Origin of the sequence: Vibrio sp. B181a (genome assembly GCF_030248375.1) — a bacterium.
In the GTDB taxonomy this organism is placed as follows: domain Bacteria; phylum Pseudomonadota; class Gammaproteobacteria; order Enterobacterales; family Vibrionaceae; genus Vibrio; species Vibrio campbellii.
In genome coordinates this window covers 224384-241761 of the sequence record NZ_JAHGAD010000007.1, presented here as the reverse complement: position 1 = coordinate 241761, position 17378 = coordinate 224384, and the positions used below count along the sequence as shown (strand labels likewise).

Here is a 17378-nt window from a genome sequence, read left to right as displayed (position 1 = left end):
ATTAAAATAAATCAAAACAATAACTTATGTTTGGTTGGAAAAAGAAACTGTACGAATTTGGTGCGTAATCTCCCCAAAAGTGTGAATTTAGTCAAAAAAAATCCCCGCCGAATCGGGCAGGGATTTTCTAATTTCTTCGCGAAGTAACGAATTACATTACACGCATACCTGGTTGAGCACCTTCGTGTGGCTCAAGAATCCATAGATCGCTACCACCAGGGCCAGCGGCTAGGATCATGCCTTCAGACATACCAAACTTCATCTTACGTGGTTTTAGGTTCGCTACCATTACGGTTAGCTTGCCTTCTAGCTCTTCAGGTTTGTATGCTGACTTGATGCCAGAGAACACCTGACGAGTTTCACCGCCGATGTCTAGTTGGAACTTAAGCAGTTTGTTTGCTTTTGGCACTTCTTCACAAGAGATGATTCGAGCAATACGCATATCAACCGCTGCGAAAGCATCGAACTCAATCTCTTCAGCGATTGGATCTTTATCTAGCTCAGTTTGGCTCGCTTTGTTCTTTTCTGCTTCCGCTTTCTCTTTTGCTGCCATTTCTGCCGCAGCGTCTTCTTTCGATGCTTCAATCATCGCTTCGATGTTCTTAGGATCGATACGGTTGAACAGTGCTTTGAACTTAGTGATCTCGTGACCAGTAAGCGGTGCAGCGATGCCTTCCCAAGTTAGCTCTTCGTTAAGGAAAGCTTCAGTACGTGCTGCTAGTGCAGGCATCACTGGTTTCAGGTAAGTCATCAGAACGCGGAACAGGTTGATACCTACAGAACAGATTTCTTGCAGTTCCTGATCTTTGCCTTCTTCTTTTGCTACAACCCAAGGTGCTTTTTCATCAACGTATTGGTTAGCTTTGTCTGCTAGCGCTGTGATTTCACGGATTGCACGACCAAACTCACGAGTTTCGTAAAGCTCTGCGATACGGTCTGCTGCAGCAACGAATTCGTTGTATAGCTCAGGCTCTGCAAAGTTTTCAGCAAGCTTGCCTTCAAAACGTTTAGAGATGAAGCCAGCGTTACGAGAAGCTAGGTTAACAATCTTGTTTACTACGTCAGCGTTAACACGTTGAGTGAAGTCTTCCAGGTTAAGGTCTAGATCGTCGATACGGCTGTTTAGTTTTGCAGCGTAGTAGTAACGAAGACACTCTGGGTCTAGGTGGTTTAGGTACGTGCTTGCTTTAACAAACGTACCTTTAGACTTAGACATCTTCGCACCGTTTACCGTTACGTAGCCGTGTACGAATACGTTGTTTGGCTTACGGAAACCGCTACCTTCTAGCATTGCTGGCCAGAATAGCGAGTGGAAGTAAACGATGTCTTTACCGATGAAGTGGTATAGCTCAGTCGAGCTGTCTTTCTTCCAGTACTCGTCGAAGTCTAGACCTTCAGTTTTGTCACATAGGTTCTTGAAAGAAGCCATGTAGCCAACAGGCGCGTCTAGCCATACGTAGAAGAACTTGTTTTTCTCGCCTGGGATCTCGAAGCCGAAGTACGGTGCATCACGTGAGATATCCCACTGTTGCAGGCCTGATTCGAACCACTCTTGCATTTTGTTCGCAGTTTCAGATTGTAGAGAGCCTGAACGAGTCCACTCTTTTAGCATGCTTTCGAACTGGGGTAGGTCGAAGAAGAAGTGCTCAGAGTCTTTCATGACTGGAGTTGCGCCAGAAACTGCTGATTTTGGATCGATCAGCTCAGTTGGGCTGTACGTCTCACCACAGTTATCACAGTTGTCACCGTATTGGTCTTCTGACTTACACTTAGGACAAGTACCTTTTACGAAACGATCCGGTAGGAACATTTCTTTCTCAGGATCGAACAACTGAGAGATTGTGCGGCTAGAGATAAAACCGTTTTTCTTCAGCTCAAGATAGATGTGAGAAGCTAGCTCACGGTTCTCTTCTGAGTGTGTGCTGTGGTAGTTATCAAAGCTAATATCAAAGCCAGCGAAGTCTTTTTGATGCTCTTCGCTTACTGCAGCGATCATCTCTTCTGGCGTAATACCCATCTGTTGTGCTTTTAGCATGATTGGCGTGCCGTGAGCATCGTCAGCACAGATGAAGTTTACAGTGTTGCCACGTAGGCGTTGGTAGCGAACCCAGATGTCAGCTTGAATGTGCTCAAGCATGTGACCTAGGTGAATCGAACCATTAGCGTACGGAAGGGCACAAGTTACCAGCAGTTTTCTTGGATCGTTTGCCATACTTAATAATCGCTTTTTGATAGGTATAAAAAATAGAGAGTAATACTACCCCATGAGCTCCCTGACGCCAAGGCATCAAACCATGGATTGCCTTAGTTTTTTTGGGGTTCTGAATCTCGCCGCTGGGTGCTACGATTAGATGCATAAAGGAGGCCTCATGCATCAGTTCACTTCAAAACAAGATTTTTGTCATTGGCTAAACCAGTTCCAACATCCACAGTTGGTGGAAAACTGGGCAGATATGAATGGGATGGTTGCTATCCCTGCGCAAGGCGGTATTCAAATTACCTTGCCATTCGCGAGCAACGAACTTCAAATCGCGCTGAACGACTGGATTAAAGAGCAACAAGCAGCAGGCGACGTCCCTGCGTTTGATTTCCAAATCGAGATAAAGGTTAAAGCGCTTGAGACGCAAGTTACCAATGCTGTTAAAGGCGTGAAAAACATCATTGCGGTCAGCTCGGCAAAGGGAGGCGTGGGTAAATCGACAACGGCGGTTAACCTTGCTTTAGCTATTGCACAGTCGGGTGCGAAAGTTGGCTTGTTAGATGCTGATATCTATGGCCCATCGGTTCCTATGATGTTGGGGCAAGAAGACGCGAAGCCTGAAGTCCGTGATGCGAAATGGATGGAGCCTATTTTTGCTCATGGCATCTATACTCATTCTATCGGTTACTTGGTGGATAAGTCGGAAGCGGCTATTTGGCGCGGTCCTATGGCCTCCAAAGCGCTATCACAACTGCTGACAGAAACGGATTGGCCTGAGCTTGATTATCTGGTTATTGATATGCCACCAGGCACGGGTGACATTCAGTTAACGCTTTCACAGCAGATCCCAGTAACAGGTACAGTGCTTGTCACGACACCGCAAGATCTTGCCTTAGCGGATGCGCGTAAAGGCGCGGCCATGTTCCATAAAGTGAATGTGCCAGTTGTCGGCGTTGTTGAGAACATGAGTTACCACATTTGTGGTCAGTGTGGAGCGGTTGAGCATATTTTCGGTACTGGTGGCGCAGAGAAAATGTCGCAAGAATTTGGTTTGGCGCTGTTAGGGCAAATACCACTCCATATTTCAATGCGAGAAGACATTGATGCTGGCATTCCAACTGTGGCACGACGTCCAGAAAGCGAGCACGCTGGCTACTACAAACTGCTGGCTGATCGCGTGTGTTGTACAATGTATTGGCAAGGCAAAGCAAAACCAGATGCAATCAGTTTTACCATGGTGAACTGAGTTTAATATCAACGCTGGTTGAATATTGTACATATAAACGTTTGCTTGGAGGTTGATCCTCTGAGCAGACAGAAACTTATAACGAAACCCTAATTCCAACTAGTAACGAAGGGGGGAACTCCCTATAATCAGGCAGTTTATCTCTTTATGTGACTAGAAAATCATCATCGGGTGCAAATTAATGTCTGATAATAATCAATGCGTCATCGTAGGTATTGCTGGCGCTTCTGCTTCTGGAAAAAGTCTGATCGCGAGCACTATTTACAATGAGCTTCGCGAGAAAGTGGGCGATCATCAAATCGGTGTCATCACGGAAGATTGCTACTACAACGACCAAAGCCAACTAAGCATGGAAGAGCGTGTAAAGACTAACTACGACCACCCGAGCGCGTTGGACCACGACCTACTCTGCGAACACCTAGAGAAATTGGTACGTGGCGAAGCTGTAGAAGTTCCTGAGTACAGCTACACAGAGCACACTCGTACAAGCAACACGACTCCAATGACACCTAAAAAGGTCATCATTCTTGAAGGTATCTTGCTTCTTACTGACCCACGTCTACGTGACCTAATGCACGCAACTGTATTTATGGATACGCCTCTGGATATCTGTCTACTTCGTCGCGTTAAACGTGACGTTGAAGAGCGTGGTCGTACAATGGAATCTGTTCTTAAGCAATACCAACAGACAGTTCGTCCGATGTTCATGCAATTTATCGAACCTTCTAAGCAATACGCGGACATCATCGTACCTCGCGGTGGTAAAAACCGTATCGCAATTGACGTTCTTAAAGCGCACATTGCAAAACTTCTGAAAGCTTAAGCCTTTAGACGGCTATATCGCTTTATTTTTGTATGAAGAAGTGGCACCTTAGGTGCCACTTCTTTTTTTGTTTTTAAATTAATCAGTTGCAATACGAAATCGGACGTTTTTCACGCTTTTGTGGAACTGTCGGCGATTAATTAAGTCTGTGCTTATAATTGTAAAAACACTCGAGCAAGGAAAAAGCGAATGAAAAAACTGCTCTTAATCATCGCCATCCCAATTGTGGCGATTTTGGCTGTTATTTTAGGGTTAGTGATTTTTGTTAATCCAAACCAATTTAAACCACTGATTGTGGAACAAGCTCAAAAACAAACCGGCTTAGAACTCGTTATTGACGGGGACATTAGCTGGCAGTTTTTCCCATCAATTGGCTTCGAGCTGGGCCGCACTGAATTAAGAAACCCACAAGGCTTCAGCCAACCTAACCTGTTTAAAGTTGAAACGGTCGGCGTGGATGTGTCTGTTACTCCTTTGTTCAGCAAACAACTGGAAATTGGCAATGTCACTCTTGACGGTGCTGAGTTCTACCTTGAAACGCTGAAAGATGGTACCAAGAACATTGATGCGCTAACCAAAGCACAAACTCAGCAAGCAGAAAAAAACACGGAAGCAACGCCAGAGCAAGCGGCAGACTCTCAGAGTACGGCTTCTGATTGGACGATCAATTTAGCTGGCGTCACCATCTCCAATGGCTATGTTGAAATCCAAGACAAGCAAGCGGGTAGCTACACTAAGCTGTCGGATATTTCTTTAAACCTTTCTCAGTTTGCCTTTGATAGCTGGACAACGGCAGATTTTGGCGTGAAAGGTGAAATGGATGATCAGACGTTTACAGCGCAAGGTAAAGCGGATTTCAAACTGGCGAAAGGTTTGACTAGCTACGCTCTGAAAAACATCAACTTTGATGCAACTTACCGCGATCCTGCCAACAAAATTGAATCTGCGACCATCGGTTTAGAGACGTTCGAATTCGATAAAGCAAACAACCTAAGCTACGCATTGAAAGGCGAAGCAGGTGGCATGAAGCTTGATATGCAAGGTGGCGGTGAGCTAAACGTCGATAAAGCTATCAGCAAAGTGCAGTTGAACAAGTTGACGTTGAACTCAACGTTTGAAGGAGATGCGCTTCCACAATCACCAATGAAAGTTGATATGGCTTCAGATCTCTCTTTCGATCTTACTAAGAGTCACTTGAGCTTTGTGTTGGAAAAGCTAACAGCAAACGCAATTGCATTGGATGGTAAAGCGGACGTGACTTTGGGTGAGATTCCGAAAGTACGCTTTGCTGTGCACAGTCCTAACATCGACTTGGATGAATTCCTTGGCTTGAATAAGCAAGCTCTAGCGGGTGATCAACCAGCATCAGGCGGCAACAGTGCTCCTGCTGGTCCTGAAGTTGAACCAGACCTGTCTGCACTAAAAACGCTTGATGTGAAGGGCGATATTACGATTGATAAGTTCAAAGCCGCTAATGCGAAGATGGAAGCGGTAAAAGCAAGCTTCTCTGTCAATCGCGGTGTGTTCGATCTGACTTCATTCAGTTCTAAGTTGTACCAAGGTACGATTACTGCAACCGCTAAGCTAGATGCACGTAAATCACCAGCAACTTACTCAGCGAAGAAATCAATTAAAGGTGTCCATATTCAACCATTGTTGATCGATGTGGCAAACAACGACATGTTGGAAGGTACTGGTAACATTGATGTGAACGCTAGTGGTAAGAGTCTAACGCCAACCGGCATCAAGAAGAACCTGGCCGGCACTATCGTGATCAATTTTGCCGATGGTGCTGTGAATGGCATCAACGTTGCTCAACTGATTCGAGAAAACTACGCACGATTCAAAGGTCAAAGCCTAGAAGGCACGGATGAAGTTAAGAAAACAGACTTTAGTGCCATGACGGCGACGTTGAAGCTGAACAAAGGTGTGGTTTCTACCGATAACATGAAAGCGCAGTCTCCACTTCTTCGTGTTCGTGGTAAGGGTAAAGCGAACTACTTAAACGAAACGGTCGACTTCACTATTAGCACTTCGATTGTGGGCTCGTTAGAAGGCCAGGGTGGTAAGAACATTGATGAACTGAAGGACATCACTATTCCTATCAACGTTTCTGGTAAGTGGGCTGATCCTAAATTCAAGCTGGTTTTCGATGACGTATTGAAGCAAAAAGCACAGAAAGAAATTGACCGTGGTGTAGACAAGCTAACGGATAAGATCAAAGACGAGAAAACCAAAGAAGCCGTAGATGGTTTGTTGAAGAACTTATTTAAATAACGAACCAAGCTTCCTATCTATATATCGTTAAAGCAAAAGGGTTGGTCTGAGCCAACCCTTTTTTAGTTTGTGCATTATTCGAATTCTTTGGAGCTTTATTCGCTCGGAGAAATCTTTAAACAATTACCAATCGACACCTTTTAGGGCTTTTACGCCGGATTCGAAAGCGTGCTTAACGTTCTTCACTTCGGAAACGGTATCTGCCATCTCAATTAAGGTGCGGTGTGCACCGCGACCAGTAATTACGACAGATTGCATCTTCGGGCGGTTGTTCAGCGCTTCGACCACTTCGTCTAAGTCGATATAGCCATAACTCACCATGTACGTCAGCTCATCAAACAGAATCACATCAATAGATTCATCTTTAAGCATGCGCTTACACTCTTGCCACACCAATTGAGCGGCTTCTGTATCGGCGGTTTTATTTTGCGTTTCCCAAGTAAAGCCCGTTGCCATCACTTGAAACTCAACGCCGAGTTTCTCTAGTAGGTTGCGCTCGCCATTATCCCATGTACCTTTGATAAACTGAGCAACGGAACATTTCAATCCATGGCCAACGGCACGCGCTATGGTGCCAAAACCGGATGTCGATTTACCTTTACCATTGCCAGTGATGATAAGTAGTAGGCCTTTTTCTTCTTGGGCAGCGGCGATTTTAGCGTCTACCTGCTCTTTTACTTTCTGTTGGCGAGCCTTATGGCGTGCTTCTTTGTTTTCTTCGATAGACATAATACTTCCTCAATTCCGTTGTGTGCTTTGCCCGTGGTTACTTGGGTTCATCGAATTATCTCGTTATGATAGACCAACAGTTGGTGAAGAAAAACCATCGATAATTCAGGGAATAAAATGAAGAAACTACTCGTTGTTTGTATGGGAAACATTTGTCGTTCGCCAACAGGTGAAGCAGTATTAAGAGCGAAAGCTAAAGAACTGGGCATTTCAGTGGAAGTGGACTCCGCAGGGACTATTGGTTACCACGCCGGAAATCCTCCCGATGCACGCTCCATGCAAGCAGGAAAGCAACGAGGCTATTCGTTTAAAGGAATGCGTTCTCGTAAGGTAACGGTAGGGGACTTTGATGAATTTGATATGGTGTTAGCGGCCGACAAAGCGAATCTTGCCGATCTATTGGATATTTGTCCGACAGAGCATCGCCACAAAGTGTCGTTATTCTTAAGTCATGGTGATTCAGACTATGACGAGATTCCGGACCCATACTATGGTGGAGATGCGGGTTTTGAATTGGTACTGGATTTGATTGAAGATGCGTCGGAAGTGATTTTGAAAAAGCTCTAAGTAGTGACAAGCGACAGATAGCAAAAGGGATGAGTCATGCTCATCCCTTTTTCGTTTTCATTAACCAGCAAGTACGTCGGTTGCAACCTTGTAGCTTGGGTCTTCTTTCACGTTGATTTCAACCAAGCTGCCTGCTTTATCTAGAAGCTTGCGGCAGTCAGGGCTCAGGTGACGTAAGTGAAGTGTTTTACCTAGTACAGCGTAGCGCTCAGCCAAAGTCTCAATTGCCTCAATAGCTGAATGGTCTGTTACGCGAGAGTCTGCAAAATCAACAATGATGTCTTTAGGATCGTCTTGAGCATTAAACAACTCAAGGAAGTTTGCAGCAGAACCAAAGAAGATAGGGCCGTGGATCTTGTACTCTTTTGAACCTTCTTCGTTTAGACGCGTGTCTGCGTAGATATGTTTAGCATGCTGCCATGCAAACATTAGCGCAGATGCAATCACACCAACGGCAACTGCAACCGCTAGGTCAGTCAGTACAGTCACTACTGTTACTAGAACGATAACGAAGAAATCTTGCTTAGGTACACGACGCGCAAGTTTGAACGTTGCCCATTCGAATGTACCGATTACCACCATGAACATAACACCAACTAGCGCAGCCAGTGGAATCATTTCAATCAATGAAGAAGCAAACAGGATAAACATCAGTAGGGCAATAGCCGCAACGATGCCTGATAAGCGACCACGACCGCCGGAGTTTACGTTGATCATTGACTGACCAATCATCGCACAACCACCCATTGCACCGAACACTGAACATGTCATGTTCGCCATGCCTTGGCCGATACATTCACGGTTTGATTGACCACGAGTATTGGTCATTTCATCTAGTACCGTCAGCGTCAGTAGAGACTCAATCAGGCCGATAGCAGCAAGAATGATTGCGTAAGGCAAGATGATCTGCAGTGTTTCAAGAGTGAAAGGTACAGCTGGAATAGAGAAGGTCGGAAGAGAGCCCGCCAAAGTCGCTGCTTCGTCACCAGACATAGTACGTAGGAAATCAACAACTGTGCGCGTTTCTAGATCCAAACCCACAACAAGAGCCGTCACCGTCACGATTGCTACTAGAGAAGACGGTACCGCGGTTGTGATCTTTGGTAGGAAGTGAATGATCGCCATTGTTAGCGCAACGAGACCTAGCATGAGCAGCATTTGGTCTTGTGGTAGCCAAGTCAGCATGCCGTTGATGTCAGGCGCTTTAAACTGACCTAGCTGCGCAAGGAAGATAACGATAGCTAGACCGTTTACAAAACCAATCATTACTGGGTGTGGAACAATTCGAATGAATTTACCCAGCTTGAATAGGCCTGCTGCGATCTGAAGAATACCCGCGAGCATAATTGCGGCAAACAGATATTGAACGCCGTGAGTCGCCACTAGCGATACCATAACTACCGCCATAGCGCCGGTTGCACCAGAAATCATACCTGGGCGACCACCGAAAATAGAGGTGATAAGGCCGACGATAAAGGCTGCGTACAGACCAACCATAGGGTCTACACCAGCAACGAATGCAAATGCTACAGCTTCAGGAACCAGTGCTAGCGCAACCGTAAGACCTGATAGCACATCGTTTTTTACAGAGTGCTTAGAAAATTGAGGAAATTCGAACATGTTTTAAATTGGGTTCTCTTGGCGATGAATTTCTCCCGACACATATTCGTATTGCACAAGTACTGATGGGGAAGCGAAGTCGCTTCTAACAGTACAAACCGTAGTAAAAAAAGAGCAGCATCAGAATGGTGTCGAAAACTTGAGTCGGCGAATGCTACCGAAAAGTGTGATTAAGTTCAACAAAGAAGGGGATATTGACGCACAAATGTGATCGGTAGTTGATATTAATATGAACAATGAAAGCCAACGGGCCGAATAACAAAAAAGGCTGCCAATCGGCAGCCTTTTCATTAGCTTTTCGCTTTGTGTAAAGACAAATTACAACTTAGCTAAAGTTTGGCTTTGTCATACCTGCAGACGCACGGTTTGTTGCTACTTGGCTACCTGCGCCTTTCGGTGCGTAGCGTTCAGCTTTAAACGGTGCTGCTGTAACAGTGATTTCGCGAAGCTCTTGAGGACCCGGCGCTTTTGTCATCGGTGCGCTAGCACGTGGCTTGGTCGCTACCTTGATAACTTCTGCTTTAGGCTCTGGTGTTTCTACTTTCGCTTCCGCTGTAACTTGTTCTACAGTTTCTGCTACTACTTCGACTACTGGCTCTTGAGTTGGCGCCGCTTCTGCTACTGCAGTTTCAGTTGTTTCAACTACAGGTGCTTCTACGATTGGCTCAACTGGTGTCGCTTCTGCTGCTACAGTTTCAGCTTGCTCTACAACTGCTGCTTCAACTACTGGTGCTGCTGCAACCGGTGTTTCTACAACTGGAGCTTCTACTTTCGCTTCTACAGGTTGTTGAACTTTTGGTTCAACCACTGGCGCTTCAACGACTGCAGGTTGCTCACGGCGAATGATCACTTTACCCATCGCCATTTCAGGACAAGCAAAACCACCTTGGATTGCAGGTACTGCTGTTGCAACAACCGCTGCTTCTTCCTTCACTCGCTCTTCCTTCTTAGGTGCTGGTTTTGGAATGTAGCGTGGCATTACTTTACCCATTGCCATCTCAGGAGAGGCTACACCACCTTTGCGTAGGCGGAATGGGTTAGGGCGACGATCGCGACCGCGACGACGACGTTGGCCACTTGCACGTAGGTGACGTGGTGAACGACGGTTACGACGCTGTTTAGATTCTGCTTTGTTGTCTTGTTGTGCTTCTGCTGCTGCCTCAACGGTCTTTTCAACAGGTGCTTCAACCGCTTCAACGACTGCTTGTACAGGTACTTCCTGTTCCGCTTTCTCAGCCGCTTGCTGATCTTTAACACGTACAGATTTGTTCAGTTTGCGACGCTGACGGCGCTCTTTCACTTTCTCTGCTTTCGCGTTTGATTTCGCTTTGCTTTCTTCCGGCTTCGCTTCTGTACCAGTGCGTGCTTCAGCGGCAAGTTGCAGACCTTTTTCCGCTACCTTCGCATTTGCTTTTGGCTCTTGTGCTTTTTCAGCTTGTTGAGCTCTAGGCTTACGTTTCTGGTTGCGGTTTTGCTGCTTATTAGGCTGCTGTTGCGTTTCGTTTTGCTCAGTCGCTTGCTCTTCACGTGGCTTACGGCGACGTTTGTTATCGCGGTTGTCACGACCTTCGCGGTTATCGCGTTGGTTGTTGTTGCGACGACGATCGTTGCGGTCACGTTTGTTGCGCTTGTTATCGCGGTTTGGCTTCTTCTCTTCTTTCTTAGGCTCTTCTTTTACTTCTTCAGAACCACCGAATAGGAAACTGCCAAGCGCTTTAAACAGACGGCTGATTAGACCTGGTTTTTCTTCCTGTGGCGCTGCTTCTTTCTTCTTCGCAGCTGGTGCAGGTTTAGACGTTGCTGCAGGAGCTGGTGCAGTTTGCGTTGGCGCTGCGAAACCTTTCAGTACAGGCTCTTCGATGCGCTTAGGCTTAATATCAACTTCTGCAGGCTCTTTGCCTTCTGCTTCTTTCATCGCTTCCAGTTTCTTAGGAAGTAGGTAAGAAAGCAGGTCGAACTCTTCACCCTCACGAACACGGATAACTTCAAAGTGAGGCGTTTCCATGTCTGAGTTAGGAACAACAGTGATCTTCACTTCTTGAGTGCGTTCAATGTGGTTCACAGAGCGACGTTTTTCGTTTAGAAGGTAAGACGCGATTGGCACAGGTACCACAGCAAGTACTTGTGCTGTGTTGTCCTTAAGCGCTTCTTCTTCAATAAGACGAAGAACAGAAAGTGCTAGAGACTCGTTGTCACGAACCACACCTGTACCCGTACAACGAGGACAAATATGGTGGCTTGCTTCCGCTAGAGAAGGGCTCAAACGTTGACGAGACATTTCCAAAAGACCGAAGCGAGAAATGCGACCGATTTGAACGCGGGCGCGATCTAGACGAACGGCTTCACGTAGACGGTTTTCTACTTCACGCTGGTGGCGTACTGGCGTCATATCGATGAAGTCGATAACAACCAGACCACCAAGGTCACGTAGACGCAATTGACGAGCGATTTCGTCTGCTGCTTCTAGGTTGGTATTAAGTGCTGTTTCTTCGATATCGCCGCCTTTCGTTGCGCGAGCAGAGTTGATATCGATAGAAGTCAGTGCTTCTGTTGGGTCGATTACGATAGAACCACCAGATGGTAAGCGCACTTCACGTTGGAAAGCCGATTCAATTTGGCTTTCGATTTGGTAGTGGCTGAACAGTGGTACTTCGCCATCGTATTTTTTAACGCGGCTGATGAAATCAGGACGAACCAATTTGATGTGCTCTTTAGCACGCTCATAAATGGTGTTGCTGTCGATTAGGATTTCACCGATATCACGACGTAGGTAGTCACGGATTGCACGAACGATTACGTTACTTTCCTGGTGGATTAGGAATGGGGCAGGGTTAGAATCTGCCGCGCCCTTAATCGCGCTCCAGTGGTTAAGTAGTACGTTCAAATCCCACTCTAGTTCTTCTGCGCTCTTGCCAACGCCAGCAGTACGAACAATCAGGCCCATGCCTTGAGGCAGTTCCAGAGTGCTTAGTGCAGCTTTAAGTTGTGTACGCTCATCACCTTCGATACGACGAGAAATACCGCCGGCACGAGGGTTATTAGGCATAAGAACAAGGTAGCTACCCGCAAGAGAGATGAAAGTAGTTAGAGCTGCGCCCTTGCTACCACGTTCTTCTTTTTCCACTTGCACGATCACTTCTTGGCCTTCTGTTAGCACTTCTTTAATGCTAGGACGGCCTTGGTAAGTGTAACCTTCAGGGAAGTATTCGCGGGCAATTTCTTTAAGAGGAAGGAAACCGTGACGCTCAGCACCGTAGTCAACAAATGCGGCTTCTAAGCTTGGTTCGATACGTGTGATACGTCCTTTGTAGATATTCGCTTTTTTAGATTCATGACCTGGACTCTCGATATCAAGATCGAAAAGTCGCTGGCCATCAACCAGAGCGACACGCAACTCTTCTTTTTGAGTTGCGTTGATTAACATTCTTTTCATTGAAAATTTCTCGTTGTCTTTTCTTTATCTTTCTTTGCAACTTGCCACTGTTTTTTCACTCTTTCACGGTGCCTGATCCCATGGCTATATTTTGCAGCCTCCCGGCTGGAAGGGGATGCTCTAGGGCACTTCAGTCATCACAAACTTCTTTGGGTTTCGTTGGAAACGTAAACTTGTGACCCGCTATACGGAGCGGTAGATACTCAACGTGAATATGCGAGGAGTAGAGTGACAAGTGTGTTGAACTCAATGTGTCTTACGCCAATGCTGCACCTGACATTCAACAGTCTACTCACATTGCTTGGGGATAAATGATTGGTAATGAACAAAATGTAACCAAACCTTCCTTAGCAGCTGTGAACTATAGCAGCGCAGGTGGATATCAGCAATCTGCTTTAACGTAAACGATGGAAAATTTGGCGCTAAATTCAATTTTTGTAATTTATAACTGGCTGTTTCATAAGCAGTTGAGTCTCGCAAACTGAGAAAGACGCAAATTAAATCGAGAAGTTGATAGAGAGTTTTAATAATTTAAACAAAAGCTTGGCGTGTTTTAGCTCGATGAACGGCAACAAGTGTTTCTTTTGCGGCAAGAATAATGTGAAGTCGTACAGATTTGGGTTTACAATACCGCCCATGAGCGAAATAAGAACAAAAGTCCAGTTCGTTGATATCGACGAAGACATGGCGGGTCAACGCATTGATAACTTTCTGCGTAACCAATTAAAAGACATTCCCAAAAGCATGATTTACCGAATCGTGCGTAAGGGTGAAGTGCGCGTTAATAAAAAGCGTATTAAAGCCGAGTACAAACTTAAGGCAGGCGACCTCGTACGTATTCCACCGGTAACGGTCGAGAAGAAAGAAGACGATGTCGCACCGAGCACTAAGTTAAATAAAGTGGCAGAACTAGAACATATGATCATTTTTGAAGACGACCATATGTTGGTGCTAAATAAACCATCTGGTACAGCAGTACATGGTGGCAGTGGTTTGAAGTTTGGCGCGATTGAAGCACTTCGAGCATTACGCCCACAGGCACGCTTCTTAGAACTGGTTCATCGTATTGACCGTGACACTTCCGGCATTTTGTTAGTTGCTAAGAAGCGTTCGGCATTGCGTCATCTGCAAGCCCAATTCCGTGAAAAGACAGTGAAGAAGTTCTACTTCGCGCTTGTCATGGGTGAGTGGAAAAACAGCTGCAAAGTCGTTAATGCGCCGCTACTCAAAAATGAAGTAAACAGTATCGTACGTGTGAACCCAAATGGTAAACCGTCAGAAACGCGCTTCAAGGTTTTGGAAAGGTTTGAGCAGGCGACGTTGATTCAAGCAAGTCCGATTACCGGCCGTACTCACCAGATTCGTGTGCATACTCAATACACAGGTCATCCAATCGCATGGGATGATCGTTACGGTGACCGCCGCTTTGATGCTTATACTGGCCAGGTTGGTTTGGACCGTTTGTTCCTTCATGCGGCGAACATCAAGTTCCAGCACCCATCGAATGATGAGTGGATGGAGATCAACGCGCCGATGGAAGCTAAGCTTGAAAAAGTGTTGGTAGGTCTACGTAAGAAGTAGAGGCGAGAGCGTCTACATCCTTCGGGATCGCAAAAAGCTATGTAAAAGCCGATGTTAAGACATCGGCTTTTTTGATCGTAGAAAGCTTCTTAGAGAGTGGTGGCACCTTTGCCTGTTGAGTTATGAGAACTTTGTGCTCAGCAATACCGTTGAAAGAGATCCCCAACTCGCTCGTTCCTCACTCTTGAGGATGACGTGCAGTGAATTCTGAATTTAAGTGGGTTATGACTTACGTTTTGATGGATGAGCTTAAACGACGTCATTCCCGAAAGCGACGAAGGAGCATTGTCGGGAATCTCTGGTTGAGATGCAAAGTCATTAGCTTGATGACTGCTTACACCGTCCATATCAGCCCTTTGGAGTCTTCTGTATTCCCTACAAAACCTCTAACCCTTGTTTTTGCAGCATGTCGATCAAATCAATCAGTGGCAGGCCGACTAGCGTATTTGGATCTTTACCGACTAACTTATTAAACAGGCAAATGCCCATTCCCTCGCTCTTAAAGCTGCCGGCGCAATAAAACGGTTCCTCTCTGTCTACGTAACGCTCGATTTGTTCGCGAGTCAAATCCCTAAAATGCACTTCAAAGGTATCGAAGCCGACTTCAGTATGATTTGTCGCGGTGTTATGTACCGCAAGCCCGGTATAAAAAGTGATGGTTTTACCGCTTTGAGCTAATAACTGCTTGATCGAGTTTTCTCGATTTAGTGGCTTACCGACAATTTGGCCATCGATGACACAAACTTGGTCACTGCCGATGACCAAACTGTCCTGAGTTGTGTGGCAAGAAGTCGCTTTTCCCATCGCGAGCCTTTGAACCAGTTCTAAAGGGGTTTCGTTGGGTAAAGGAGTCTCGTCACAGTCTGGTGATAAGCAAGTAAAAGGTACTGCTAGTTTTTCCAGCAGTTGTTTACGAAAAGGGGAGGTTGAGGCTAAAACCAGTTGGTAATTTTTCATTTTGAATTACAATTCGCAAAAGCATTTCCGATAGGATAATCGATCAAAATCGATTCTGGCTAATGCTCTGTACGTTAAGCGTAAAAAAGTACAACTTTTTTGCCTTTTTCTTTGACTAATTTTGATTTGGAAGATAATATTCGCGCCCTATGCAAAAGGTAAAAATACCGCGAACGGTTGATCCGGCGAAGTCCGCACAGAAACGATTAGATTACGATGGCATCATCCAAGCTAGTCTTTTCAAGCGCTTAGCGGAAACAACTGAAGGCGTAAAACGCGACGCAGAAGTCTCATTGTCATTTGATATTGATGAACAGCGACTTGTTGTTATCTCTGGTAAAGCTAACATCGAAGTCGATTTAGAGTGTCAGCGTTGTAATGAGGTATTCACACACATGTGTGAAGTTGAATTCCTTTACACTCCTTACTACGGTGAGAAGACGGAAGAGGAAGCACCAGAAATTTATGATTTGGTAGATCTAAATGAGTACGGTGAATTAGACCTCATACAACTGGTTGAAGACGAGTTCATCTTAACATTACCTCAAATCGCAATGCACGATGATGCGGATTGTAGCGTTGACTCAAATAACATGGTTTTTGGTGAGATTCCTGAAGAAATTGAGGAAGAAAAACCGAATCCATTCGACGTTTTGAAAAATCTGAAAAAGTAACTGGTGTGGTAGCCGCTTCTTCTTTAGGTTTTTAACCCAATAGTATAGGAGTAGGGTCAATGGCCGTACAGAAAAACCGTAAAACTCGTTCTAAGCGCGGTATGCGTCGTTCACACGATGCGCTAACTACAGCTGCACTATCTGTAGACGCGACTTCTGGTGAAACTCACCTACGCCACAACGTAACTGCTGAAGGTTACTACCGTGGTCAAAAGGTTATCAACAAGTAAGGTTGAACCTTTGCAAAGTATTACCGTTGCACTTGATGCAATGGGCGGGGATTTCGGTCCACGCGTAACAGTGCCTGCCGCCGTGCAGGCACTGTCTCATTTCCCAGAGCTAAAAGTGATTCTTATAGGTGATCAATCCCTGATCACGTCTCAATTATCTCAACTAGGTACCTCTACCAGTTCTCGTTTGAGCATTCTTCACAGCGAGAAAGTGATATCCAATTCAGAAAAGCCTTCTCTAGCATTACGTAATAGCCAAAATAGCTCCATGCGTATGGCCATTGATCTCGTTTCTGACAACGAAGCAGATGCTTGTGTGAGCGGTGGCAACACCGGAGCCTTGATGGCGCTCTCACGATTTGTTCTTAAGTTGCTTCCTGGTATTGAGCGTCCTGCTTTAGTTTCCGCCTTACCGACCATCAGTGGTAAACGTACTTGGATGTTAGATCTTGGTGCGAACGTGTCGTGCGATGCTGACTCGTTGTTTCAGTTTGCTGTTATGGGCAGTGCATTAGCAGAAGAACACCTAGGTCGACCTCCTCGTGTTGCTGTGCTAAATATCGGCGCAGAAGAAATTAAAGGTAATGATTTAGTCAAACGCTGTGCAGAAATGCTTTCTCAAACCGACGCAATCAATTTTGTCGGTTATATTGAAGGTAATCAAATTTTGCATGACGTGGCCGATGTCATCGTTTGTGATGGCTTTGTCGGTAACGTATGCTTAAAAGCCAGCGAGGGAACAGCGCAACTCTTTATCGAAAAATTAAAAACCAGCATGATGGCATCGACGATAAAGGGTTGGATTGCTAGAAAGTTGTTTTCTCGGCTATTTAATGAACTAAAAACACTGAACCCCGACCAGTATAACGGCGCAAGTTTGCTAGGATTGCGCGGCATTGTCATAAAAAGCCATGGAAGTGCGGATGTATCTGCGATTGTCAATGCACTTGGCGAGGCAGTACACGAGGTCAAACGACAAGTACCAAGCCGTATTAGCGATCGTTTGGAAGCGGTTTTACTCGAGAGGCATTATTAGTCTTC

The 17378-nt window shown here is 45.6% G+C and carries 13 protein-coding genes; 8 read left to right on the top strand and 5 right to left on the bottom strand.

All coding sequences use genetic code 11. The features are described 5' to 3' along the window. Positions 1-151: 151 nt before the first annotated feature. Positions 152-2212: a methionine--tRNA ligase gene (metG, locus tag KIO97_RS03040; protein ID WP_005433237.1), complete on the bottom strand. Its 2061-nt coding sequence runs from the start codon at positions 2210-2212 to the stop codon at positions 152-154. A 157-nt stretch (positions 2213-2369) separates the two neighbouring features. Here metG and apbC point away from each other — a divergent pair, with 157 nt between their 5' ends. The 3 genes from apbC (at position 2370) to KIO97_RS03025 (ending at position 6546) form a co-directional block, all read left to right on the top strand. Next, positions 2370-3446 carry an iron-sulfur cluster carrier protein ApbC gene (gene apbC, locus KIO97_RS03035; RefSeq protein WP_005433230.1) on the top strand — a complete coding sequence of 359 codons (1077 nt, stop codon included), beginning with the start codon at positions 2370-2372 and terminating at the stop codon, positions 3444-3446. A 181-nt stretch (positions 3447-3627) separates the two neighbouring features. After that, the gene (gene udk, locus KIO97_RS03030) at positions 3628-4269 is read left to right on the top strand and encodes a uridine kinase (protein WP_005433235.1); all 642 of its coding nucleotides are present in this window, start codon (positions 3628-3630) and stop codon (positions 4267-4269) included. A 189-nt stretch (positions 4270-4458) separates the two neighbouring features. Next, complete coding sequence (locus KIO97_RS03025; protein ID WP_285380925.1) at positions 4459-6546, top strand: AsmA family protein; 2088 nt, start codon at positions 4459-4461, stop codon at positions 6544-6546. 123 nt (positions 6547-6669) lie between these two features. Here KIO97_RS03025 and cobO read toward each other — a convergent pair whose 3' ends face one another. Continuing rightward, entirely contained in the window at positions 6670-7275 is a 606-nt protein-coding gene (gene cobO, locus KIO97_RS03020; protein WP_005433239.1) for a cob(I)yrinic acid a,c-diamide adenosyltransferase, read from the bottom strand. 117 nt (positions 7276-7392) lie between these two features. Here cobO and KIO97_RS03015 point away from each other — a divergent pair, with 117 nt between their 5' ends. Then, entirely contained in the window at positions 7393-7842 is a 450-nt protein-coding gene (locus tag KIO97_RS03015) for a low molecular weight protein-tyrosine-phosphatase (protein WP_010645685.1), read from the top strand. A gap of 60 nt (positions 7843-7902) precedes the next feature. On the opposite strand, the gene KIO97_RS03010 is transcribed toward KIO97_RS03015, so the two are convergent. Then, positions 7903-9462: a SulP family inorganic anion transporter gene (locus tag KIO97_RS03010; protein ID WP_010645684.1), complete on the bottom strand. Its 1560-nt coding sequence runs from the start codon at positions 9460-9462 to the stop codon at positions 7903-7905. A gap of 325 nt (positions 9463-9787) precedes the next feature. Then, complete coding sequence (gene rne, locus KIO97_RS03005) at positions 9788-12895, bottom strand: ribonuclease E (protein WP_285380923.1); 3108 nt, start codon at positions 12893-12895, stop codon at positions 9788-9790. Positions 12896-13531: 636 nt separating this feature from the next. Between rne and rluC the strand changes: the two genes are divergently transcribed. After that, positions 13532-14476, top strand: coding sequence for a 23S rRNA pseudouridine(955/2504/2580) synthase RluC (rluC, locus tag KIO97_RS03000; RefSeq protein WP_041853308.1), 945 nt, complete (start codon positions 13532-13534; stop codon positions 14474-14476). A gap of 375 nt (positions 14477-14851) precedes the next feature. Here rluC and KIO97_RS02995 read toward each other — a convergent pair whose 3' ends face one another. After that, positions 14852-15433, bottom strand: coding sequence for a nucleoside triphosphate pyrophosphatase (locus KIO97_RS02995; RefSeq protein WP_045372804.1), 582 nt, complete (start codon positions 15431-15433; stop codon positions 14852-14854). A gap of 149 nt (positions 15434-15582) precedes the next feature. Here KIO97_RS02995 and yceD point away from each other — a divergent pair, with 149 nt between their 5' ends. Genes yceD through plsX form a run of 3 tightly spaced genes read left to right on the top strand, consistent with a single transcriptional unit; the run spans position 15583 to position 17373 of the window. Beyond that, positions 15583-16107, top strand: coding sequence for a 23S rRNA accumulation protein YceD (gene yceD / locus KIO97_RS02990; RefSeq protein WP_005444794.1), 525 nt, complete (start codon positions 15583-15585; stop codon positions 16105-16107). A gap of 59 nt (positions 16108-16166) precedes the next feature. Next, positions 16167-16337 (top strand): 50S ribosomal protein L32, encoded by a 171-nt coding sequence (gene rpmF, locus KIO97_RS02985; RefSeq protein ID WP_005396978.1) that lies wholly within the window; start codon positions 16167-16169, stop codon positions 16335-16337. A gap of 10 nt (positions 16338-16347) precedes the next feature. After that, positions 16348-17373: a phosphate acyltransferase PlsX gene (gene plsX / locus KIO97_RS02980; RefSeq protein ID WP_038889875.1), complete on the top strand. Its 1026-nt coding sequence runs from the start codon at positions 16348-16350 to the stop codon at positions 17371-17373. Positions 17374-17378: the final 5 nt, after the last annotated feature.